This window comes from Sodalis sp. RH16, from assembly GCF_047324245.1.
Lineage (GTDB): Bacteria > Pseudomonadota > Gammaproteobacteria > Enterobacterales > Enterobacteriaceae > Acerihabitans > Acerihabitans ligni.
The window spans coordinates 3,196,231-3,218,560 of sequence record NZ_CP178737.1; the positions used below are offsets into that span (position 1 = coordinate 3,196,231).

The 22,330-nt window shown below is 59.0% G+C and carries 20 protein-coding genes and 1 tRNA gene; 6 read left to right on the forward strand and 15 right to left on the reverse strand.

The annotated features are described in order from the left end of the window. Nucleotides 1-72 precede the first annotated feature (72 nt). The 4 genes from ACL2XJ_RS14680 to copA all read right to left on the reverse strand — a co-directional run bounded on the left by ACL2XJ_RS14680 (nt 73) and on the right by copA (nt 5,582). The gene (locus ACL2XJ_RS14680; protein WP_413723651.1) at nt 73-1,278 is read right to left on the reverse strand and encodes an MFS transporter; all 1,206 of its coding nucleotides are present in this window, start codon (nt 1,276-1,278) and stop codon (nt 73-75) included. Next, nucleotides 1,275-1,781, reverse strand: a complete 507-nt coding sequence (gene ybaK, locus ACL2XJ_RS14685) for a Cys-tRNA(Pro)/Cys-tRNA(Cys) deacylase YbaK (protein WP_413723652.1) — start codon at nt 1,779-1,781, stop codon at nt 1,275-1,277. The genes ACL2XJ_RS14680 and ybaK overlap by 4 nt, the downstream gene beginning before the upstream one ends. Nucleotides 1,782-1,870: 89 nt before the next feature. Then, nucleotides 1,871-2,671 carry a TraB/GumN family protein gene (locus ACL2XJ_RS14690; protein WP_413723653.1) on the reverse strand — a complete coding sequence of 267 codons (801 nt, stop codon included), beginning with the start codon at nt 2,669-2,671 and terminating at the stop codon, nt 1,871-1,873. A 115-nt stretch (nt 2,672-2,786) separates the two neighbouring features. Next, nucleotides 2,787-5,582, reverse strand: a complete 2,796-nt coding sequence (copA, locus tag ACL2XJ_RS14695; protein WP_413723654.1) for a copper-exporting P-type ATPase CopA — start codon at nt 5,580-5,582, stop codon at nt 2,787-2,789. 111 nt (nt 5,583-5,693) lie between these two features. Here copA and cueR point away from each other — a divergent pair, with 111 nt between their 5' ends. Continuing rightward, nucleotides 5,694-6,095, forward strand: coding sequence for a Cu(I)-responsive transcriptional regulator (gene cueR / locus ACL2XJ_RS14700; RefSeq protein WP_132922897.1), 402 nt, complete (start codon nt 5,694-5,696; stop codon nt 6,093-6,095). Here cueR and ACL2XJ_RS14705 read toward each other — a convergent pair. The 5 genes from ACL2XJ_RS14705 to tesA form a co-directional block, all read right to left on the reverse strand. Further along, nucleotides 6,058-6,537 (reverse strand): NfeD family protein, encoded by a 480-nt coding sequence (locus tag ACL2XJ_RS14705; RefSeq protein WP_203522377.1) that lies wholly within the window; start codon nt 6,535-6,537, stop codon nt 6,058-6,060. The two genes, cueR and ACL2XJ_RS14705, sit on opposite strands and share 38 nt — an antisense overlap. 2 nt (nt 6,538-6,539) lie before the next feature. Further along, nucleotides 6,540-7,454 carry an SPFH domain-containing protein gene (locus ACL2XJ_RS14710; protein WP_413723655.1) on the reverse strand — a complete coding sequence of 305 codons (915 nt, stop codon included), beginning with the start codon at nt 7,452-7,454 and terminating at the stop codon, nt 6,540-6,542. Nucleotides 7,455-7,749: 295 nt separating this feature from the next. Next, nucleotides 7,750-8,607 (reverse strand): tetratricopeptide repeat protein, encoded by an 858-nt coding sequence (locus ACL2XJ_RS14715; RefSeq protein WP_413723656.1) that lies wholly within the window; start codon nt 8,605-8,607, stop codon nt 7,750-7,752. Nucleotides 8,608-8,658: 51 nt separating this feature from the next. Further along, nucleotides 8,659-9,435, reverse strand: a complete 777-nt coding sequence (locus tag ACL2XJ_RS14720; RefSeq protein ID WP_132927847.1) for an SDR family oxidoreductase — start codon at nt 9,433-9,435, stop codon at nt 8,659-8,661. A 4-nt stretch (nt 9,436-9,439) separates the two neighbouring features. Then, nucleotides 9,440-10,099 (reverse strand): multifunctional acyl-CoA thioesterase I/protease I/lysophospholipase L1, encoded by a 660-nt coding sequence (tesA, locus tag ACL2XJ_RS14725; protein ID WP_165934285.1) that lies wholly within the window; start codon nt 10,097-10,099, stop codon nt 9,440-9,442. On the opposite strand from tesA, the gene ybbA reads away from it, so the two are divergent. The 3 genes from ybbA (at nt 10,070) to ACL2XJ_RS14740 (ending at nt 15,551) form a co-directional block, all read left to right on the forward strand. Beyond that, on the forward strand, nt 10,070-10,756 hold the full coding sequence (ybbA, locus tag ACL2XJ_RS14730; RefSeq protein WP_132922892.1) for a putative ABC transporter ATP-binding protein YbbA: 687 nt from the start codon (nt 10,070-10,072) through the stop codon (nt 10,754-10,756). The two genes, tesA and ybbA, sit on opposite strands and share 30 nt — an antisense overlap. Beyond that, nucleotides 10,753-13,185 carry a putative ABC transporter permease subunit YbbP gene (ybbP, locus tag ACL2XJ_RS14735; RefSeq protein ID WP_413723657.1) on the forward strand — a complete coding sequence of 811 codons (2,433 nt, stop codon included), beginning with the start codon at nt 10,753-10,755 and terminating at the stop codon, nt 13,183-13,185. Before ybbA ends, ybbP begins: the two co-directional genes overlap by 4 nt. A gap of 134 nt (nt 13,186-13,319) precedes the next feature. Next, nucleotides 13,320-15,551 carry an NADP-dependent isocitrate dehydrogenase gene (locus ACL2XJ_RS14740; RefSeq protein ID WP_413723658.1) on the forward strand — a complete coding sequence of 744 codons (2,232 nt, stop codon included), beginning with the start codon at nt 13,320-13,322 and terminating at the stop codon, nt 15,549-15,551. Between the two features lie 80 nt (nt 15,552-15,631). On the opposite strand, the gene purK is transcribed toward ACL2XJ_RS14740, so the two are convergent. The 4 genes from purK to ppiB form a co-directional block, all read right to left on the reverse strand. Beyond that, on the reverse strand, nt 15,632-16,708 hold the full coding sequence (gene purK / locus ACL2XJ_RS14745) for a 5-(carboxyamino)imidazole ribonucleotide synthase (protein WP_413723659.1): 1,077 nt from the start codon (nt 16,706-16,708) through the stop codon (nt 15,632-15,634). Then, a complete protein-coding gene (gene purE, locus ACL2XJ_RS14750) occupies nt 16,705-17,214 on the reverse strand; it encodes a 5-(carboxyamino)imidazole ribonucleotide mutase (protein ID WP_413723660.1) in 510 nt (169 codons plus the stop codon). Before purE ends, purK begins: the two co-directional genes overlap by 4 nt. Nucleotides 17,215-17,453: 239 nt before the next feature. Continuing rightward, entirely contained in the window at nt 17,454-18,182 is a 729-nt protein-coding gene (locus ACL2XJ_RS14755; protein ID WP_413723661.1) for a UDP-2,3-diacylglucosamine diphosphatase, read from the reverse strand. Nucleotides 18,183-18,193: 11 nt separating this feature from the next. Continuing rightward, entirely contained in the window at nt 18,194-18,688 is a 495-nt protein-coding gene (gene ppiB, locus ACL2XJ_RS14760; protein WP_132922886.1) for a peptidylprolyl isomerase B, read from the reverse strand. 368 nt (nt 18,689-19,056) lie between these two features. Between ppiB and cysS the strand changes: the two genes are divergently transcribed. Continuing rightward, nucleotides 19,057-20,442, forward strand: coding sequence for a cysteine--tRNA ligase (cysS, locus tag ACL2XJ_RS14765; protein WP_413723662.1), 1,386 nt, complete (start codon nt 19,057-19,059; stop codon nt 20,440-20,442). A gap of 255 nt (nt 20,443-20,697) precedes the next feature. Here cysS and ybcJ read toward each other — a convergent pair whose 3' ends face one another. Both ybcJ and folD read right to left on the reverse strand, forming a co-directional pair. Further along, complete coding sequence (gene ybcJ, locus ACL2XJ_RS14770; protein WP_203522366.1) at nt 20,698-20,910, reverse strand: ribosome-associated protein YbcJ; 213 nt, start codon at nt 20,908-20,910, stop codon at nt 20,698-20,700. Between the two features lie 12 nt (nt 20,911-20,922). After that, nucleotides 20,923-21,786, reverse strand: coding sequence for a bifunctional methylenetetrahydrofolate dehydrogenase/methenyltetrahydrofolate cyclohydrolase FolD (gene folD / locus ACL2XJ_RS14775; protein ID WP_413723663.1), 864 nt, complete (start codon nt 21,784-21,786; stop codon nt 20,923-20,925). Between the two features lie 183 nt (nt 21,787-21,969). Between folD and ACL2XJ_RS14780 the strand changes: the two genes are divergently transcribed. Next, nucleotides 21,970-22,046, forward strand: a tRNA-Arg gene (locus ACL2XJ_RS14780). Nucleotides 22,047-22,330 lie beyond the last annotated feature (284 nt).

Sequence of the window (22,330 nt, forward strand, 5' to 3'; positions counted from 1 at the left end):
AATTTGCCACCAAGGATTTCGGGGTAAAAACGTTCCCCGCTGAACAATCTTCAGCGGGAAAGGAGGAGATTGTCAGCGGGGATCGGGCAGAAAAGCGGTGAGAATGCCTAGCAAAGGCAAGAATGCGCAGATTTGATAGACAAATTCAATGCTGGTCAAATCGGCAATATAACCCAGCACCGCCGCCCCAAGGCCCCCCATGCCGAACGCGAAGCCGAAAAACAGTCCGGATACCATGCCGATGCGGCCGGGCAACAGCTCCTGGGCGAAGACCAGGATGGCGGAAAAGGCCGAAGCGATAATCACGCCGATAAACAGTGTCAGCACGCTGGTCACCGCCAGGGACGCATGGGGCAGCCACAGCGTAAAAGGGGCGACGCCGAGTATGGAGCCCCATATAACATATTTCCGGCCGATACGATCGCCCAACGGGCCGCCGATAACGGTGCCTACCGCCACGGCGAACAAAAAGGCGAACAGGTGGAGCTGCGCCGCCTGCACTGACAAACCGAATTTATGGATCAGATAAAAAGTGTAATAACTGCTGATGCTGGTTAAATAAAAATACTTAGAGAAGATCAGCACCAGTAAAATAGCAATGGCCCCCGCCACCCGGCGGGCGGGCAAAACGGACGCTGCGGCGGGCCGGCCGCGGCGAGCCGCGGGCGCCGTTATCGCGCCGCGGTACCATTTGCCTACCTGCAGCAGAATAACCGTAGCCAGCAGCGCCGCCAGAGAGAACCAGGCAATATGCCCCCGACCGTAGGGTGCGATGATTAACGCGGCCAACAGCGGCCCCAGCGAAGCGCCGAAATTGCCGCCCACCTGGAACAGCGATTGGGCCAGGCCATGGCGCCCGCCGGAGGCCATGCGCGCCACCCGTGAGGATTCCGGATGGAATACCGAGGAACCGGTGCCCACCAGCGCCGCCGCCGCCAGCACCCAGGGGAAACTGCCGGCGGTGGCCATCAGCAGCAGGCCGCACAAGGTAAACATCATGCCGATGGGCAGCGAGTAGGGCTGCGGATGTTTATCGGTATAACTGCCGATAAGGGGTTGCAGTAACGAGGCGGTGATCTGGTAGGTCAGGGTAATCATGCCCACCTGGGTAAAACTCAGGGAAAAAGAGGCTTGCAGCAGCGGGTAAATCGCCAGGATCAGCGACTGAATCATATCATTGAGCAGGTGGGCGACGCTGATGGCGGCCAGCACGGGAAAGACCGTGCGCCGGGCCAGGCTTGCACCGGATTTTGCCCCTGAGAGAATACGTTCGGTCATGCTTGGTCCGCCGCCTTGTCCTGGCCGTCCCGCTTGGCGATATCGGCGAAAACGGCCGATAATAACAGGCCTAAATCGCCGGGTTTCAATTCAATATCCAGTCCCCGCTTGCCGCCGGAAACGAAAATAGTGGCGAATTGCCGCGCCGGCCGGTCAATAACGGTGGGCAGGTGTTTTTTCTGTCCTAACGGACTGATCCCGCCCACCAGGTAGCCGGTGGTTTTTTGCGCCAATTGGGGATCGGCCATTTCGGCTTTTTTGGCGCCCAGGGCTTTGGCGACTTTTTTCAAGTCCAGCTGCAGCGCCACCGGGGTGACCGCCACCGCCAGATGCTTGGGGTCGCCATTTAATGCCACCAGCAAGGTTTTATACACCTGGGCGGCGTCCAGCCCCAGCTTTTCAACGGCCTCATCGCCGAAGTGGGTTTCATCGCTGTCGTGCTCATAGGGATGGAGGGTAAAAACGATATGGTTTTTTTCCAATAACTTAACCGCAGGGGTCATAGCGTCAACCTGAGCGTAAATCGCATTAGGGATAATTTAGGGTAACGTACCGACGCCGGAGGGTAAATGCCCGGCGTTTAAAATACTATTCAAGACTGTAACAGCGAGGGCAGGTTTTGCTCGCCATATAAATGCAGCGCGCCTACCGCCACCACATACGCCCCGGCGGGGAGGGCCTCCAATGCTGATTTCCAGCGGCGGTTGCGTTCGGTCATCAGGTAATGGTAAAGCTCGCTGCTGAAGGTGGCGGGGAAGGCGTTGCCTACATCCGCGGGCCCGCGGTTCATCCACCAGCCGATCATGGTCTGCAGCAGGCGAGCGTTGGTATGCCAATGGCTCAGGGTATCCTCCAGCAGGGCATTGCCCTGATCCGGCAATTGCAGCAGCAGTCCCAGCTGTTCATCGGGGCCTTCCAGTTCAATTACCGGTTTATCCATGGCCTTCGCCGCCTGGATCAACTGGTAATCGATACCGTAAGCCGCGCGCAGTCCAAGCCCCTCGGCCTGGTGCGCCTGTAGCATCAGTGCGATACGCCAGGCGGGAAGCCCTGCAAGCGTGCTCTCGTCCAAATGATACTCTTCACACAGGCGCCGAAGGATCCCCAGGTGGTCGGGTGAGAGCCGCTCGGCCAGGGGCACCGTTACAGGCGTGGCGCTGGTGAGCGGCGGGCTGACGGTAACATCCGCTTCCACGATCAGCGCGCTGGCTTTACGCAGCATCAGCAGCAGGCTGGCGGGCAGCGGCGCCATGTCCCGGGTACCCATATGGATACTGCCCACCAGATGCAGTTGCCGATCCGCCGGCAGGCTGATATCCATTCCCGGCCAGGCATAAACCGGCCGGGACAGCAATCCCAGTACGGTCGCCGTGCGCCGCCACCATTTTCTCATTACCTGTCGTCCCCGTTGTCTTATAGCATCCTAGGGTAACATGAAGCCGCCGGGACGTTATACCCGTCATACTTCAAGTCGCGGCTAACACAGCTGCGACTCGACGTATTCAAGTTTATGCTTTTGGTTTAAAACCTATCAATCGGTTGGCGTTGCTCACCACGGTAATCGATGACAGCGCCATCGCCGCGCCGGCCACCACCGGGCTGAGCAGGGTGCCGGTAAAGGGATACAAAATACCGGCGGCGATAGGAATCCCCAATACATTATAAACGAAGGCCCCCAGCAGATTTTGCTTCATGTTGCGCAACGTGGCCTTGGAGACCGCCAGCGCGTCCGCCACCCCGTGCAGACTATGGCGCATCAGGGTAATGGCGGCGGTTTCAATAGCCACATCGCTGCCGCCCCCCATGGCGATACCCACTTCCGCCTGGGCCAGGGCCGGCGCGTCATTGATGCCGTCGCCAATCATGGCTACCCGGTGCCCCTGCTGCTGTAACGTCCTGATGGCCTCCGCCTTGCCGTCCGGCAATACGCCGGCAATCACCCGGTCGATACCGGCCTCTTTCGCCACGCTTTGGGCAGTGGCGGGATTGTCGCCGGTGAGCATGACCAGGGTATAACCCTGAGCATGCAGCCGGTTGAGCGCCGCCACGCTGTCCGACCGCAGCGGATCGCGAACGGCGAACAGCGCCGCCACCTCGCCGTCCACCGCCAGAATCACCGGCGTGGCGCCCTGTTCCGACCAGTGTTTTATCCTGTCGGCAATGAGCCCGGCGTTGATATGGTGCTGCTTTAGCAACGCGCTGTTGCCCAATAAAATCCGGGCCCCGTCTACCTCGCCGCTGACCCCGAGACCGCGCAGGGTGTGAAATTCCCGCACTACTTCCCGTACTACAGGCAGCGCCGTTTCACCGGCACGCTGGACGATGGCGTGGGCCAGGGGATGATTGGAGCCCTGTTCCAGCGCCGCAGCCAGCGACAGCGCCCGTGACTCGTCAAAACCGGCCATGGGTTCCACCGCCACCACTCTCGGGCGGCCCTCGGTGAGGGTGCCGGTTTTATCGAAGACCAGGGTATCAAGGGAGGTGGCGTGCTGCAGCGCATCGGCATCCCGCACCAGTACGCCGAACTCCGCCGCCCGGCCTATGCCGGCAATAATGGACATGGGAGTAGCCAGGCCCAGGGCGCAGGGGCACGCGATAATCAATACCGTGGTGGCGACCACCAGCGTATAGACGATTTGAGGCGCCGGCCCCACCAGATACCAGATGGCGGCGCTGATTAAGGCGATGGCCACAACCGTCGGGACAAATACCGCCGAAATCCGGTCCGCCATCTGTCCGATGGCCGGTTTACTGCTTTGCGCCTGGCGCACCAACCTGATGATCCGCGCCAGGGTGGTTTGGTTGCCCACCGCATCGGCGCGGAACAACACGCTGCCGTCCTGCGCTACGGTTCCCGCATGGACTTTATCGCCGTTGGATTTTTGCCGCGGCGCCGGCTCCCCGGTGAGCATGGATTCATCCAGCCAGATTTCACCCTGGGTAATTTCACCGTCCACCGGTACCCGATCCCCTGCGGTCAGCCGCAGGATCATGCCCAGTTGAACCTCTGACAGGGGCAGGGTTTGCTCGCCGTTTTCGGTGACCACCCTGGCCGTGGGGGGCGTCAGGTCCAACAGGCGTTCCAAGGCCTGCGATGAGCGCTGGCGGGCGCGTTGTTCCAGGGCATGGCCGAGATTAATCAAGCCGATGATCATGGCGCTGGCTTCAAAATAGAGATGGCGCGCCATCATCGGGAACACGTCCGGCCAAAGCACGATACTGATGGAGTAAAGCCAGGCCGCGCCGGTGCCCAGCGCCACCAGCGTGTCCATGGTGGCGCTGCCGGTTTTCAGACTGCGCCAGGCGCTGCGGTAAAAATGTCCGCCGGCGAAAATCATCACCGCCAGGGTAATCAAGCCGATGAGCAGCCAGGGCAAGCGGGTTTGCGGGGTGAGGGTCATGCTGCCGCCGAACAGGCCCCAGGCCATTAACGGTAGACCCAGGGCCAGCGCCAGCGCCGATTGCCAGCGGAAACGTCGCATTGCGCTTTGCGCGGTCTGCTGCTGCCGTTCCCGCCGCTGGGTTTCATCCGCAATCAGCTCCGCGCCGTAGCCGGCCTGTTCAATGGCGGTTATCAGCGCCCCACCGTCCGGGGTCCCCATCACCAGTGCGCTGCGCTCCGCCAGGTTCACCCGCGCCTGCTCCACGCCGGGAACCCGCTGTAGCGCATGTTCGACTTTACTGACGCAACTGGCGCAGCTCATGCCGCTAATCAACAGATGCAAACTGTCGTCGCTTTGCGGCGATGCGCTTTGAGGCAAGGCCGCGACGGGGGAAGGGGACGTCGTTGCCACCGCGTCCGGAGAATCGCTATTGATGTATGCCGGAAGAGATGTCGCCGCTGCCAGAAAGTCCGGCGCTGAGGTAAGCACTGTCAGCGGCTCAGTTTTTGGGTGCGGCTGACTCACCGCCGGAACGGCCTGGTAACCCGCCTGTTCCACCGCCTTGACCAGTGCCGATGCATCCGTCTTACCGTACACGCTGGCGTGATCCAGCGTTACCGTGGCGCTGAAGACGCCGGGCACCGCTTCCAGCGCCTTGCGGGTGCTGGCCACGCAATGCCCGCAGTTCAGGCCGGAAAGGGCCAATTCGGTATCCCCCCGCTCCGCCGGCGCGGCGTCGTAACCGGCCTGTTCAATACTGGCAATCAGATCCGGCGCTCCGGCATCGCCGGTGACTTCCGCATAGTCCAGCGCCACCCGTGCGCTTTCAACATCGTCACGGGATTCGAGGGTCTCTTTGACCCGTTTAATACAGTGATCGCAAGACAAACCCTGCAATGCGAGTACGATAGTCTGTGACATACACGACTCCTTTGTGGTTAACGGGATTTCCCAAACAGGTTGACTTCGGTTGGGAAAATTCGATGTAATGAAGCTTAAACCTTGCCGCAAGGGGAAGGTCAAGGGGGGAAAATGAATATTAGCGACGTGGCGAAAAAAACCGGCCTGACCAGCAAGGCGATCCGGTTTTATGAAGAGAAGGGCCTGGTGACGCAGCCCACCCGCCGGGACAATGGTTATCGCAGCTATGACGCACGGCATCTGGAAGAGCTGACGCTGCTGCATCAGGCGCGGCTGGTGGGATTCAACCTCGACGAATGCCGCGAACTGGTGGCGCTCTTTAATAATCCCCAGCGCCACAGCGCCGACGTCAAGACCCGCACCCTGCAGAAAGTGAAAGACATCGAAAATCACATCGAACAGCTGAAAGCCATGCGCGAGCACCTGTTGGCGCTGGCGGAAAGCTGTCCTGGGGATGAAGGCGCCGATTGCCCGATTATTGATAATCTGTCGGGATGCTGCTCGAGCCGCTGACCGGACGGACATGCAACGTAATGCCTTCCGCGGCCATCACTTCCACGGTGGCCCCCACGGGCAGATCTTCGTCGCAGATCGCCCGCCATGTGCCGTCGCCGACGCGTACCCGGCCGACGCCGTTCACCACCGGTTCCACCAGGATGGCATGGATGCCCACCAGCTGTTCGCCGCGTCGGTTGAGCAACGACGCGGGCAGGCTTTTGTTATGACCGCGCAGCCAATACCACCATAAAAAGCCTGAAACCAGGGTGAGCAGCGCGAACAGGAGGCCTTGCGCCGCCCAATCCATGGGCACCACCCATATCACCAGTCCCACCGCCACCGCGGCGCAGCCGCTCCATAACAGGAACCCGCCGGCGCCCAGCATTTCGGCAGCCAGCAGCAGACCGCCGAGCGAAATCCAGAACCAATGAGGATTTACCACCAAAGCGGTCAGCATGGTTATTTACCCCGGACCTGTTTGCTATCGCCGATCAGTTCGGCAATACCGCCGATGGCGCCCATCAGGCTGCTGGCATCCAGCGGCATCATGATAACCTTGCTGTTGTTGGCGGAACCGATATGTTTCAGCGCATCCGTATATTTCTGGGCGACAAAATAGTTAATCGCCTGGATATTGCCCGCCGCGATGGCATCGGAGACCACCTGGGTGGCCTGCGCTTCGGCCTGCGCCGCCCGTTCACGGGCTTCCGCCTGCAGGAAAGCGGATTGACGCTCACCCTCCGCTTTCAGGATTTGCGACTGTTTTTCACCCTCGGCCCGCAGGATGGCGGCCTGGCGTATCCCTTCCGCCTCAAGGATATTCGCCCGCTTGGTACGTTCAGCCCGCATCTGCGCGTTCATCGCGGCAATCATTTCCACCGGCGGCCGGACGTCGCGGATTTCGATACGCGTGACCTTGATGCCCCAGGGACTGGTGGCTTCATCCACGATATGCAGCAGGCGGGTATTGATGCCGTCCCGCTGGGACAACATTTCGTCCAGCTCCATGGAGCCCAGCACCGTACGGATATTGGTCATGGTCAGGTTAAGTATGGCCTGCTCCAGGTTACTGACTTCATAGGCGGCGCGCGATGGTTCCACTACCTGGATAAAGCAGACCGCGTCGATGGTGACATTGGCGTTGTCCTTCGAGATGATTTCCTGCGACGGAATATCCAGCACCTGTTCCATCATATTGATCTTGCGCCCGATCCGGTCCATGAACGGCACCACCAGATTGAGGCCGGGTCTGAGTGTGTGGGTATAACGGCCAAAACGCTCCACTGTCCAATGATATCCTTGCGGGACAATTTTTATCCCCGCCCAGACGATAATCAGGGCGACAATAACTATGATTGGTATAACCGTCAGCATAGGGGGAATCTCCATTTCTTTACGTGAAGGAACTAACGTGGCCGGGCCGACCCAAAAGGCATCGCCCGCGGCTGCCGGCCAGCATGACACAGCGTTTTCAACGCTGGCTTAATAGTACGCTTTTGCCGTCGCGGATTCGCGGGGGACAGAGCATATTCGGCGACGGGATCGGGATTTCACCGGTCCGGCGGATTGAACGCGTTGCGCGGTTTAAGCGGCGAAGCACCGCAGGCCGAGGCTTTCCGGCTTACCGACGCCTGCGGAGCGGGGCAGCGGCCCCACCCGGCATGAAGGCTTAATAGAGCAGGGAATACAGCTTGCGGCGATATTTTCCCGCCAGGGCGTCGCCGGTGCCCAGGGCCGACAGGATATCCATCATGGTTTTGCGAGCTTCACCCTCCGCGGCGGCGAGATCCTTGCGCAGATGGCCAAGAAGCAGTTCCAGCGCTTCCTCGTTCCGGCCGACCTGATGCAGCTGCAGCGCCAACTGCACCGCCAGCGCCGCATCGTCCGGCGCATTTTGCACCTGGAGTTGTAATTGCTGCATTTCCGGCGTGTTCGCCGCCTGTTTCATCAGATCGATTTGCGCCAGCAGCCCCTGGTAGCGGGTATCTTTATCCTGTAGCGGGAAAACGTCCAGTACCGCCTGGGCATCGTCGATACGCTTGAGATGGATATAGGTTTCCGCCAGCAGCAGCCCCGATTCGCTGGACTGCTTGCTCATCTGCCAGGCCTCTTTCAACAGCGGCAGGGCTTCGCCGTAGGCGCCTTGGTCCATAAGGGCGCCGGCCTCGGTCATTTTGAGTTCGGCGGGATCCGGCAAGGCTCTGAGCAGCAGCTCGCGAATCACCTCCTCCGACTGCGGACCCTGCAGTCCGTCCAGCGGCTGGCCGTCTTTAAACAAATACAGCGTGGGGATGGCGCGCAGGCCGAATTGAGCGGCTACCTGCTGCTGGGCATCGCAATCCACCTTGGCCAGGATGAACTGGCCGGCGAATTCCAACGCCAGCCGATCGATAACCGGCGTCAATTGCTGGCAATGCTGGCTGCGCTCCGACCAAAAATAGAACAGCACCGGCTGGGACAAAGATTGTTCGAGGGTTTGCTGCAGGTTTGTTTCATCAATTTCAACAAGGGTGGCTTGAGCTAGCATGAAATTTTCTCTCGTCCGTTTTAGCGATATATGGGGGCGTTTTCCCCCGCCTCAATGCCTGCCGCGTAAAATCATATCAAGGCTTCGGTCCGGTAAAATACGGCGTAACACTGACATAGTATGCGCCACCAGCGTGACCGGATAACGTAACCGGGGTCTCGGATGTTCCAACGCATGATGCAGTTTGGGCAGGATTGCCTCGGGAGGCAACGTAAATCGTTTGGCAATACCGGGATTGGTTACCGGTTTATCCGACCTGGACTGTCTGACGTTGCCGGTAAAAGCGGTGCTTATGGGGCCGGGCTCAATCAGGCTGACATGCAGGCCGGTGCCGTGCAGCTCCATCCGCAGAGTATCCGACCAGGCTTCCAGGGCGAATTTACTGGCGGCATATGCCCCGCGTCCCGGCGTGGAAACCAGCCCCATCACCGAACTGGTCTGGATAATCCGCCCCTCGCCGTGGGGCAGCATGGCCGGCAGCAAGCGCTGGGTGAGCTGATGAGTGCCGAACAGATTGCTGGCGAACTGTTTCTCCAATAGCTGACGCGACAGGTCGGCCAGGGGGCCGTATTGCCCGTAGCCGGCATTATTGAACAGGGCATAGACCCGATTGCCGGTGAGCTCAATGATAGCGGCGGCGGCAATGTCAACGCTCTTTGCTTCATCCAGATCCATTTGCAGCGCCTCGAATCCGGCGGCCAGCAGCCCTGCGACATCCGCCGGGTTGCGGCAGGTCGCCACCACCCGATAACCGCGCTGGCGTAAATCCGTCGCCGCGACGGCGCCGATACCGCTGGAACAGCCGGTGATCACCACCGTTTTTTGCATAACTTTACCCATGGCTTGGTCCTGAGACGGATGAATCATGCTTAAGTAACGGGGTGAGCTGCGTCGACATCCAGTCGGCGATAAAAGGCTGGGCCAAGGGATTGGGGTGAATGCCATCATCCTGCATCCACTGCGGTTTCAGATAGATTTGCTCCATAAAAAACGGCAGTAGCGGCACCCCGTATTTTTGCGCCAGCGCGGGATAAATCTCGCTAAACGATTGAGTGTAGCGCTGTCCGTAATTCGGCGGCAGGCGGATTTGCATCAGCAAGGGCTGCGCTCCCGACTGTTTTACCAGTTCGATGGCCCGGGACAGGTCCTGCTCGATGGCCGGCGGCGGGAAACCGCGCAGACCGTCGTTGCCTCCCAGTTCAATCATGACCCAGCGCGGATTGTAGAGTTTGAGCAAAGCCGGCAGGCGCGCCAGGCCTTGGGTGGCGGTATCGCCGCTGATGCTGCCGTTAATCACCCGGCTGCCGTCGGCCTGCTGCCGCCATTTATCATTAAGCAGCGACGGCCAGGCCTGCTCTGCCGCCATTCTATAGCCGGCGCTGAGACTATCGCCCAAAATCAATAAGGTATCAGCGGCAATTGCACGTACACTGAAGAGTCCTAACAGTAAAAGGAAGGGAAAATGCCAGCGGAAAACGTTCTTGAAGTTCATCATCTTGGTAAACATGTCGGTCAGGGGGAACACCAGCTTACCATCCTTACCGGAGTTGAGCTTGTTGTCAAACCGGCGCAGACAATTGCGCTGATTGGCGAATCGGGCTCCGGTAAATCCACCCTGCTGGGCATTTTGGCCGGACTGGACGACGGCAGCGAAGGAGAGGTCAGGCTGCTGGGCCACTCGCTGGCGGAGCTGGATGAAGAGGGACGGGCGGCGTTGCGGGCCCGGCACATCGGTTTCGTGTTCCAGTCTTTTATGCTGGTGCCTACGCTGACCGCCCTTGAGAACGTGCAGCTGCCCGCCTTGTTGCGGGGTGAAAGCGAAGGGCACAGCCGTGAACAGGCGCTACAATTGCTGGATCAGCTGGGTTTGTCCCGGCGCCTGGGCCATATGCCGGCCCAGCTGTCCGGCGGCGAACAGCAGCGCGTGGCGCTGGCCCGTGCCTTCAGCGGGCGGCCGCAAATTCTCTTTGCCGATGAGCCCACCGGCAATCTGGATCGCAAAACCGGCGATCGCATCGCCGATTCGCTGTTCTCCCTGAACCGGGACTCCGCCACCACCCTGATATTGGTGACCCATGATCTCCAGCTCGCTGCCCGCTGCGAGCGGCGCCTGCGCCTGCAGGACGGCCGATTGCAGGAGGTGGCATGATAGGACGATGGTTCTGGCGCGAATGGCGTTCTCCTTCGCTGCTGATAGTGTGGTTGGCGCTGACCCTGTCGGTGGCCTGCGTACTGGCTTTGGGAAACATCAGCGATCGTATGCAAAAAGGCATCGGGCAGCAAAGCCGCGAATTTCTTGCCGCCGACCGGGTACTGCGCACGGCGCGCCCGATAGATGAAAGCTGGCTGAGGCAGGCCGCCGCCGACGGCTTGACCTTGAGCCGCCAGGTAAGCTTTATGACGATGACCTTCGCCGGCGACAACGCCCAACTGGCCAATGTCAAAGCCGCTGACGAGCGCTATCCGCTGTACGGACAACTGGTCACTCGTCCGGCGGGCTTGCGGGTCCAGCCCGGCACCGTGCTGGCGGCGCCGCGTTTACTGGCGCTGCTCGCCCTGAACGTCGGCGATATGCTGGCGGTGGGGGACGCCACGTTACGCATCAGCGGCGAGATCGTGCAGGAACCGGACAGCGGATTCAACCCGTTCCAAACCGCGCCGGCCATCATCATCAACGGGGCGGACGTGGAGAAAACCGGCGCCGTCCAGCCCGGCGGCCGGGTGACCTGGCGCTATATGTTCGCCGGCACGCCGCAACAGCTTCAAACCTTTGAGGGCTATCTGCTGCCCAAGCTTGGCGCCGACCAGCGCTGGTATAGCATGGATGACTCCAACGGCGCGCTGAACGTCTCCATCCAGCGCTCTCATTCCTTCCTGGTGCTGTCGGCGCTGTTGACGCTGATGCTCGCCGTGGCGGCGGTGGCGGTGGCCATGGGGCATTATTGCCGCAGCCGCGGCGACGTGGTGGCGGTATTGAAAACCCTCGGCGCCGGACGCCGGGCGCTGATGAAACTCATCATCGGCCAGTGGCTATCGTTACTGATCTTTGCCGGTATATGCGGCAGCCTCATCGGTCTGGCCTTCGAATGGCTGTTAATGCGCATGCTGGCGCCGGTACTGCCGGCGGCGCTGCCCTCCGCCGGCGTCTGGCCCTGGCTGTGGTCGCTGGGATCGCTGGTGATTATTTCCCTGCTGGTGGGCCTGCGGCCCTACCGGCAACTGCTGGCCACGCGCCCGCTGCGGGTGCTGCGCCGGGAATCGGCCGCCGCTGTCTGGCCGCTGCGTTATTATGTGCCGGCTGTCCTTATCGTCGTCCTGGGATTGCTCATCGCCATCGTCGGCGTCGGCGGTCTATTCTGGACCCTGGCCGGCGGCATTGCGGTCCTGACGCTGATGCTGGCGGCGGTGGGATGGGGCGCCTTATGGCTGCTACGGCATGTGGTTGTCCGACGGCTTACCCTGCGGCTGGCCATTAACCGCCTGTTGCGGCAGCCATGGATAACCATGAGCCAGCTGGCGGCGTTCTCACTGAGTTTTATGCTGCTGGCGTTGCTGCTGGTGATGCGGGGGGATTTACTCCAGCGCTTCCAGGAACAGCTGCCCCCGGGCAGCCCGAACTATTTCCTGCTGAACCTCACCGCCGATCAGGTGCCGCAGGTCAGGGATTTTCTCCGGCAAAACCAGGTATCCCCCGGAGTATTTTATCCCATCGTCCGCGCGCGCCTGACGGAGATCAACGGGCAGATAGCAACCCAGATCGTTCATGAGAACGATCCCGGCGGCCGCACGGTCAATCGCGAGCTGAACCTGACCTGGATGGCGGACCGGCCCGAGGGTAATCAACTGGTGTCAGGCCATTGGCCTCCGGGGCACGGGGAAGTCTCCATGGAGCAGCGGGTGGCCGATGATCTGCACCTGAAACTCGGCGATACCCTGGCCTTTACCGGCGATACCCAAACCTTCACCGCCAAAGTGACCAGCTTGCGAAAAGTGGATTGGGAAAGCCTGCGGCCCAATTTCTTTTTTATCTTTCCGCCGGAATCCCTGGATAATCAGCCCCAAACCTGGCTCACCAGTTTCCGCTATCAGGGTGACGAAAAGCTGATGTCCCGTTTGAACCGCCAATTTCCCACCCTGACCTTGCTGGATGTGGGAGCCATTCTGCGGCAAATCGGGCAGGTATTGCAGCAGGTCAGCCGCGCCCTGGAAATCATGGTGGCGCTGGTGCTTATCTGCGGCGGCCTGCTGCTGCTGGCGCAGGTACAGGTGGGTATGCACCAGCGCCAGCGGGAACTGGTGGTCTATCGGACCTTGGGGGCCAGCGCCAAACTGCTGCGCTCGACCCTGTGGAGTGAATTTGCCTTGCTGGGACTGGTGGCCGGCGTGGCGGCGGCCATCGGCGCCGAAGCGGCGCTGGCGCTATTGCAGCAGAAAGTGTTCGATTTTCCCTGGCAACCGGATTATGTGCTGTGGTGGGCGCTGCCGCTGGGGGGGATGATATTATTGTCGCTGTTGGGCACCGTGTTGGGTATCCGGCTGGTCAAGGGCAACGGCGGCTTTCGACAGTATCTGGGGTGAGTTTTAACGCGTAACATTAATGCAACAAAAAATCCCCAGGCAAGTGACAACCAGGTTGACAGCCACCGCACGCCTACTGCACAGTAACGGCCAGGCGTCATACTAAAATACGGTTTGAGGAGTTAACATAATAAATGTCCACAACGTCTAAAATAATCTATACGCTCACTGACGAGGCGCCGGCGCTGGCGACCTATTCCCTGCTGCCAATCGTTCAGGCGTTCACCCAATCATTGGGCATCGCCGTAGAAACGCGCGATATCTCGCTGGCCGGCCGCATAATTGCCAACTTCCCCGAAAATCTGCAGGTCCATCAACGCATCTCCGATCATTTGGCGGAGCTGGGCCAATTGGCCGTCACGCCGCAGGCCAATATTATCAAGCTGCCCAATATCAGCGCTTCGCTGCCGCAGCTGAAGGCCGCCATTAAAGAGTTGCAGGAGCAGGGTTTCGCGGTTCCGGACTATGTGGATGAGCCGAAGACCGATGCGGAAAAAGATGCCAAAACACGTTATGACAAAATCAAGGGCAGCGCGGTGAATCCGGTTCTGCGCGAAGGCAACTCCGATCGGCGCGCGCCGCTGTCGGTGAAAAGTTACGCCCGCAAACATCCGCATCGCATGGGCCCTTGGTCCGCCGATTCCCAAACCCATGTGGCGCATATGACCGCCGGTGATTTTTACGGCAGCGAAAAAACGGCGCTTATCGACCATGACGGCAGCGTTAAAATCGAGCTGGTGGCCAAAGACGGCGCCGTCAAGGTCCTGAAGGCGAAGACGGCGGTAAAAGCCGCTGAGCTTATCGATGCATCGGTGATGAGCAAAAAGGCCCTGAGCAGCTTTATCGATGAGCAGATTCAGGACGCCAAGCGCCGGGGAGTGCTGCTGTCGCTGCATTTGAAAGCCACCATGATGAAAGTCTCCGATCCCATCATGTTCGGCATCGCGGTGAGCGAATTCTTTAAAGATGTGCTGGACCGCTACGCTGACGACCTGAAATCCCTGGGCTTTTCCGCCAATAACGGTATCGGCGATTTGTATGCCAAAATCAACGCCCTGCCGGCGGAAAAACAGCAAGCCATCAAGCAGGATATCGACGCCCTCTATGCCCGACGCCCTCAGTTGGCGATGGTGAATTCCGATAAGGGCATTACCAATCTGCATGTGCCCAGCGATGTGATAGTGGATGCCTCCATGCCGGCGATGATCCGCGATTCCGGCAAAATGTGGGGACCCGACGGTCAATTGCACGACACCAAGGCAGTGATTCCCGATCGCTGCTATGCCGACATCTATCAGGTGGTCATCGACGATTGCAAACAGCACGGCGCCTTCGATCCCACTACCCTGGGCACGGTGCCCAACGTCGGCCTGATGGCCCAGCAGGCCGAAGAGTACGGCTCCCATGACAAGACCTTCCAGATTCCGACGGACGGCGTGGTGCGGGTGACCGACGAATCCGGCCGGGTCTTGCTTGAACACAATGTTGAAGCCGGTGATATCTGGCGTATGTGCCAGGCCAAAGACGCGCCGATCCGCGATTGGGTGAAGCTGGCGGTGACGCGGGCCCGCGAATCAAATACCCCGGCGGTGTTCTGGCTGGATCCGGCCCGCGCCCATGACGCCCGAATGATTGAAAAAGCGCAGCGCTATCTGAAGGATCACGACACCTCCGGCCTGGACATCCGCATCATGTCGCCGGTGGAAGCCACCCGCTTCTCTCTCGATCGCATCCGGGCCGGTAAAGACACCATCTCCGTCACCGGCAATGTGCTGCGGGATTATCTCACCGACCTGTTCCCCATCATGGAGCTGGGCACCAGCGCCAAGATGCTGTCCATCGTGCCGCTGATGGCCGGCGGCGGGTTGTTCGAGACCGGCGCGGGCGGCTCGGCGCCGAAGCATGTCCAGCAGTTCCTGCAGGAGAATCACCTGCGGTGGGACTCGCTGGGTGAATTCCTGGCGTTGGCGGCATCCCTGGAGCACGTCGGCATCGCCGGCAATAACCCCAAGGCCAAGATCCTGGCGAAAACCCTGGATCAGGCCAACGGCAAATTCCTGGATACCAATAAATCGCCGTCGCGCAAGACCGGCGAGCTGGATAACCGGGGCAGCCACTTCTACCTGGCGCTGTACTGGGCGCAGGCGCTGGCGGAGCAAAACGAAGACCCGGCGCTGAAACAGCAATTCGCCGCCTTCGCCGCTGCTCTTGCCGACAACGAACAGCAGATTGTCGCGGAACTGAACCAGGTGCAGGGCAAACCGGTTGATATCGGCGGTTATTATCATCCGGATCCGGCGCTGGCCAGCCAGGCTATGCGCCCGAGCGCCACCTTGAACAACGCGATAAAGGCGGTAATGGCCTGAATATAGCGGGCTGGCTTCAGTAGGACGGTAATAGGGAAGGCCCGCTGTATTGGGGCCTTTTTTTGACCGACGGTCAGGATTCAGGGCAGCTCGGCCAGCCGAAGCTGTGCCCAATGCAGCCCGCGCTGATACTCCTCTGGCAACTGTGGCGCCAGCCGCGTCAGGCTGCGATGCAAAACGCTCCGATCGGGATGGTTGAAGTTAAGATGGCCCACCTTGCGTCCGGGCCTGACCTCTTTTTCATACCAATGTAAATGCACCAGAGGATCGTTAAGCCAGCCCACGTTGACGCCGGTGCCAATCAAATTCACCATCACCGACGGCGCGGTGATCACGGGTTTAGGCAACGGCAAATTCAATATAGCCCGCAAATGCAGCTCGAACTGGCTGATTGAAGCGCCGTTTTGCGTCCAATGGCCGCTGTTATGCACCCGCGGCGCCAGCTCGTTAATCAACAAGTCATCGCCGAGAATAAAACACTCCATCGCCATCACGCCGACGTAATCCAGTTCATGCATGATGGCCGATAGCATCAGTTCCGCTCGGTGCTGCAATGCCGCGTCCGGCTGCGGCAGCGCGACGCTGGCGCGCAAGATGCCGTCCTGGTGCAGATTATGGGTCAACGGATAAAAAACGCTGCCGCCGTCAAACCCGCGGGCGCCGATTAACGACACCTCGCCGGAGAAGGGGATGCCCTGTTCGACAATACAGCTGCCATAGCAATCCTGGGGCAGGCCAGCTTCTTCGCCGGGAGTGAGCCGCCACTGGCCGCGTCCGTCATAACCGCCCACGCGGCGTTTGACGATAGCCAAATCACCAAAGGAATTGAACACCTGCGGCCACTGCGCCGCCCCGCTGAGCTCTTCCCATGGCGCGGTGGACAGCCCGAGCTGGTCCAGCAATTGTTTTTGCGTCAGGCGATCCGCCAGCCGCGGGAATATATCCCGGTTAACGAATGCCTTATGGCGCGCCAGCTCCAGGGTCAGGGGTGTTTCGGGCCAGCGTTCGATTTCAGCGGTAATCACGCTTTGCTGGAACGGCACCGATTCAGGCTCCGCGTCCAGGCCCACCGGGAATACCTGTATGCCCAGGGGCTCGCCCGCCTGACGCAGCATGCGCCCCAGTTGGCCGTTGCCTAAAACACAAACCGGTTTCATGCGTCCTCCCGCGGATCGGGATGGGCCAGAACCTCGTCGGTTTGCGCCTGCCGCCAGGCCGCCAAACGGTCCGACAACGCCTGGTCATGCAAAGCAAGTATCTGTGCCGCCAGCAATGCGGCATTGGCGGCGCCGGCCTTGCCGATGGCCAGGGTGCCCACCGGTATGCCGCGAGGCATCTGCACAATGGAATAGAGGCTGTCCACGCCGCTCAGCGCCGCGCTCTGTACCGGCACCCCCAGCACCGGCAGCAGGGTTTTGGCCGCCAGCATGCCCGGCAGGTGGGCCGCGCCCCCCGCCCCGGCGATGATCACCTGAAAACCCGCCGCCGCCGCTCCCTGGGCAAATTCAAACAGCTTATCCGGTGTACGGTGCGCAGAGACGATTTCCGCCTGAAAGGGGACCTGCAGGGAAGTGAGAATGTCCGCGGCGAACTGCATGGTTCCCCAGTCACTTTTGGATCCCATCACGATGGCGATTTTTGCCGGGGCAGGATTGGCTTGCATGGACGGAATGCTCCTGTGGTTGCGCTAAAACGACCCCCGTCACGCCGGGATGCCGGTAAAAGAGGGCGTAGAGCATATCATGTGTCACGGGCGAGGAAAACGGTTGCGTATCCTGTTAAAGCAGAATTATAGATCACATATATCACCTAACGCGGACCAATGGAAAAGAGGCGCCGATAACATTCCCAGCACCTGTTTCAGACATAGCTGACGTATGGGAGGAAAGAATTTTGCGCCGGCTAGCCCTCGAAGGGGAATTCAATCAGTTCGATACTTTCCCGGCTGACCTTGATCATGGAGCCCTGATGGTGCCAGGCGCCGAGCACCGCCCGATGGAGCTGGCCCGAGGACAGTGGCTGGATGTGGATGGCCGGGCGGTGGGTATGGCCGTGAATCAGCCAGTCCACTCCATGGCGCTCGGCGACGGCGACCACCGCCTGCGGGTTGACATCCATGATCTCCGGGGATTTTGCCTGGTTGGCCTGTCGGCTCCCGGCGCGCATCCGATCGGCGATACGCAGGCGCCAGCGCAGCGGCAATGCCAGGAATAATCGCTGCAGCCAACGCCGGTTGACCCGCCGCCGGTAACGCTGATAGCGGACATCATCGGTACACAGGGTATCCCCGTGCAAAACAAGGATTCGGCGATCGTATAAATCCAGTCGTTGCTCTTCGGGCAGTATGATCATGCCGCAGGCATCGGCGAAACGCCGGCCCAGCAGGAAATCACGGTTGCCGTGGATAAAAAAGCACGGGATGCCCTTTTTATGCAGCGCGCGCAGCGCCGCGGCGACTTCGCGATGCAGCGGCGCGGGATCGTCATCCCCTATCCAGGCCTCGAACAGGTCGCCCAGGATATAGAGCGCGTCGGCGTGGATCGCTTGCCGCTGTAAAAAATGCAGAAAACCGGCGGTGATCGCCGGTTCTTTATGACTTAGATGAAGATCCGCAATAAATAAGGTTGCCATTGCAGCAGTGTTTATTCTTCCACCGTCACGCTGGTGATAATGACATCTTCTTTAGGCACATCCTGATGCATGCCGCTGCGGCCGGTGGGGACATTTTTGATTTTATCCACCACGTCCAGGCCGTCGGAGACTTCGGCGAAAACGCAGTAGCCCCAGCCGTCGGCATTTTCAGAGCGGAAATTCAAAAAGTCATTATCCACCAGATTAATGAAAAACTGCGCGGTGGCGGAATGGGGATCGTTGGTCCGCGCCATTGCAAGCGTGCCGCGGTTGTTTTTCAAACCGTTGTTGGCCTCGTTTTTGATGGTCGCCTTGGTGGCTTTTTGCGCCATGCCTGGCTCAAAACCGCCGCCTTGAATCATAAAACCGTTAATGACACGATGGAAAATGGTATTATCATAAAAGCCGCTACGGCAGTAATTCAGGAAATTCTCGACGGTTAACGGTGCCTTGTCGGCGAAAGTGTTAATGACGATATCGCCGTGATTAGTGTGGAAAGTGACCATAAATAGTTGTCCTACGAGTCAGAAAAGGAGTTATACCCTATTGATTTCATGTTGCAGTAAAGCGGCAACGTGAAAGATGACGGGTATATTCACTGCCAGGGAAACAGACCGAATTTATAACATAAGTCCGGCGTGGAGTCAGCATACACAGCAGATAACACCGGTTTCTGTTAATATGTCCGGCCAAATCCCCCGCAAAACGGTTGCTTTTCGATCGTGGCATAGTCCGTGGCATAGTCCTCCGTGCTCGCTTGGCGCCTGGTCTTGCATTCCCAACGTCTTCAGGGTTCAATACCCCGTTGCATGAACAATCTGTCTAAACCTGTCGGTATGCACACGTACCTGTTACTACCATGGAATGAATGTAGATGCTGAAGATTTTTAATACCCTGACCAGACAAAAAGAGGAATTCAAACCTATCCATGCCGGAAAAGTCGGTATGTACGTGTGCGGTATCACTGTTTATGACCTTTGTCATATCGGCCACGGCCGGACCTTCGTGGCTTTCGACGTCGTCACCCGCTACCTGCGCTTCAAAGGGTATGAAGTGGATTATGTGCGAAATATCACTGATATCGACGACAAAATTATTCACCGCGCGGCGCAAAATAAAGAAACCATAGAACAGCTCACCTCCAGAATGATTGGCGAGATGTATCGGGATTTCGATAAGCTGAATATCGCGCGCCCCAACAGCGAACCCCGCGCCACGTTCCACATGGCGGATATTATCGAAATGGTGGAAACGCTCATCGGCAAGGAACACGCCTATATCGCCGCCAACGGCGACGTGATGTTTGCCGTGGATACCGACCCGTCCTATGGCGAGCTGTCGCGCCAGGACCTGGAACAGCTTCAGGCCGGCGCGCGGGTGGAAGTGGCCGACGTCAAACGCAACCCCATGGACTTCGTGCTGTGGAAGATGTCCAAGGCCGGCGAACCCAGTTGGCCTTCACCCTGGGGGCAAGGCCGCCCGGGCTGGCATATCGAATGTTCGGCCATGAACTGCAAACAGCTCGGTAACCACTTTGATATTCACGGCGGCGGATCGGATTTGATGTTCCCCCACCATGAAAATGAAATCGCCCAGTCCACCTGTGCCCATGAGGGGCCCTATGTGAACTACTGGATGCATTCCGGCATGGTGATGGTGGACAGGGAAAAGATGTCCAAATCCCTGAATAATTTTTTCACCGTGCGCGATGTGCTGAAATATTATGACGCCGAAACGGTGCGTTATTTCCTGATGTCGGGACATTACCGCAGCCAATTGAACTACAGCGAGGAAAACCTCAAGCAGGCGCGATCCTCCCTCGAACGTCTTTATATCGCCCTGCGCGGCGCCGATCCCCAAACTCCCCCGGCGGGCGGCGAAGCTTTCCTGGCGCAGTTCGTTGCCGCCATGGACGATGATTTCAATACGCCGGAAGCCTACTCGGTACTGTTCGAAATGGCGCGGGAAGTCAACCGCCTCAAGGCGGAGAATCCCCAGGAAGCCGCGGGGCTGGCCGCCGCGTTGCGCCAGTTGGGCCATGTTCTCGGCCTGCTGTCCCAGGACCCGGAACAGTTTCTGCAGCACGGCGCCCAAACCGACGATGACGAAACCGCACAGATTGAAGCCCTGATTAAACAGCGTAATGATGCCCGCAAAGAGAAAAACTGGGCCCTGGCGGACCAGGCGCGAAAACAGCTCACCGACATGGGTATCGTACTGGAAGACAGTGCTCAGGGCACTATCTGGCGCCGCGGCTAGGAAGGCGAACGAAAACGCGCCAGAAGGCCCAAGCCGGCCGCTATCGCGCAACGGCCTTCTAAGGCGTTGGTCAATGGTATGGACCCGTTGGGAGGTATTATTTCACTATTGCAGGAGGGGTAGGGGAATATGCCGGCGGCTATGGGGTCCGGGGGGATCAAGTGACCGGTCCCCGGATTGCCGCCCCTGGCGTTGATCTAAGCACGTTGCATGAAAGAGCGCCGTCCTGCCGGTCCATCTCATGAATAGACCGGTTTACTCAACGATCTTCACCACCTGGCCGAGAAATTCCACCTGCTGATTGATCACAACCTTACACCGCTTGCGGGTCTCCATTACCCCGTCTACTTTCACCTGCTGGCCGTTGATGGCGGTTTTCGCCGCCGCGCCGCTATGGCACCATCCCTGGAATTTTAATAAATCGCACAAAGCAATGTGCGGGTGTCCTGCTAGAGAAAAGGTTTCCATCGTATTCCACCGTTATGATGCTGTATCGTGAAATTCTTCACATGCCTGCAAGGTATTTTGAATCAAGGTGGCCACCGTCATCGGGCCGACGCCGCCGGGTACCGGCGTAATGTAGGATGCCCGCTGCGCGGCGACGGCAAAATCCACATCCCCGACCAGCTTGCCGTTATCCAGCCGGTTGACGCCCACGTCCAGTACCACCGCCCCCGGTTTTATCCATTCTCCGGCAATCAGGCCGGGTTTACCCACCGCCACCACCAGGATATCGGCATACTCGATATGCCGCTGCAAATCCTTGGTGAAACGATGGGTCACCGTTACCGTACAGCCGGCCAGCAGCAGCTCCATGCTCATGGGACGGCCGACGATATTGGACGCGCCCACCACCACGGCGTTGACGCCGAAGGTTTCAATGTCGTAACGCTCCAGCAGGGTAATGATGCCCCTTGGCGTGCAGGGACGCAGCAGCGGCGCGCGCTGGCACAAACGTCCGACGTTATAGGGATGGAAACCGTCCACATCCTTATCCGGCCGGATGCGTTCCAGTACATTGATATTATCCATGCCCGCCGGCAGCGGCAACTGCACCAGAATACCGTCGATCTGCCCGTCATCGTTCAACCGGTCGATAAGCGACAGCAGTTCAGCTTCGCTGACGGTGGAAGGTAAATTGTAGGAGCGCGAGACAAAACCGACATCCTCACAGGCTTTGCGTTTATTGGCGACATAAATCTGAGATGCGGGGTTTTCCCCCACCAGCACCACCGCCAACCCTGGCGCGCGTTTACCCGCGACCAGCCGCTGCTTGACCCGTGCGGCAACGTCATTCCTGACCTGTTGAGCAATCGATTTGCCATCAATGAGTTTTGCTACCATCAGAATCGCTAGTCCATCTGTTTAACGTGCCGAGATGGGCTATTTTGGCAGAAGCGCGGCCCGCTGTCAGGCACTGAATGCGATCAGGCTGTTTATCATGCGAGCAGTCGGCAGAAAAGCCATTGACTCGACCTGCCCGCTACGTATAATCCAAACCGCATTATCCCGCATCTTCGCAGTCGGGCGCCCTTAGCTCAGTTGGATAGAGCAACGGCCTTCTAAGCCGTAGGTCACTGGTTCGAATCCAGTAGGGCGTACCATTTCCAATCAACGGACTATGCTGACTTTAGTCTCGCTTCTTTATCGCCTTGCGCCGTTGGCGCGTTGTTACCGCCTTATATTGCATCCGGTTTATAGGATATATATGTTGAATGGTTAAGTGCCAAGCTGGCATATGCGTTTTAACTCATCGCTGTAATGAAATAATTATCTCAACTGAGAAATCGAAAATCTTCGACCGGTTGTCAGTCTTTAAAAGAATGATGTGAATAATTTTATTTCGTTTTCAAACCAGAAAAGTTGTTTATATACAGGTTTCACAGGT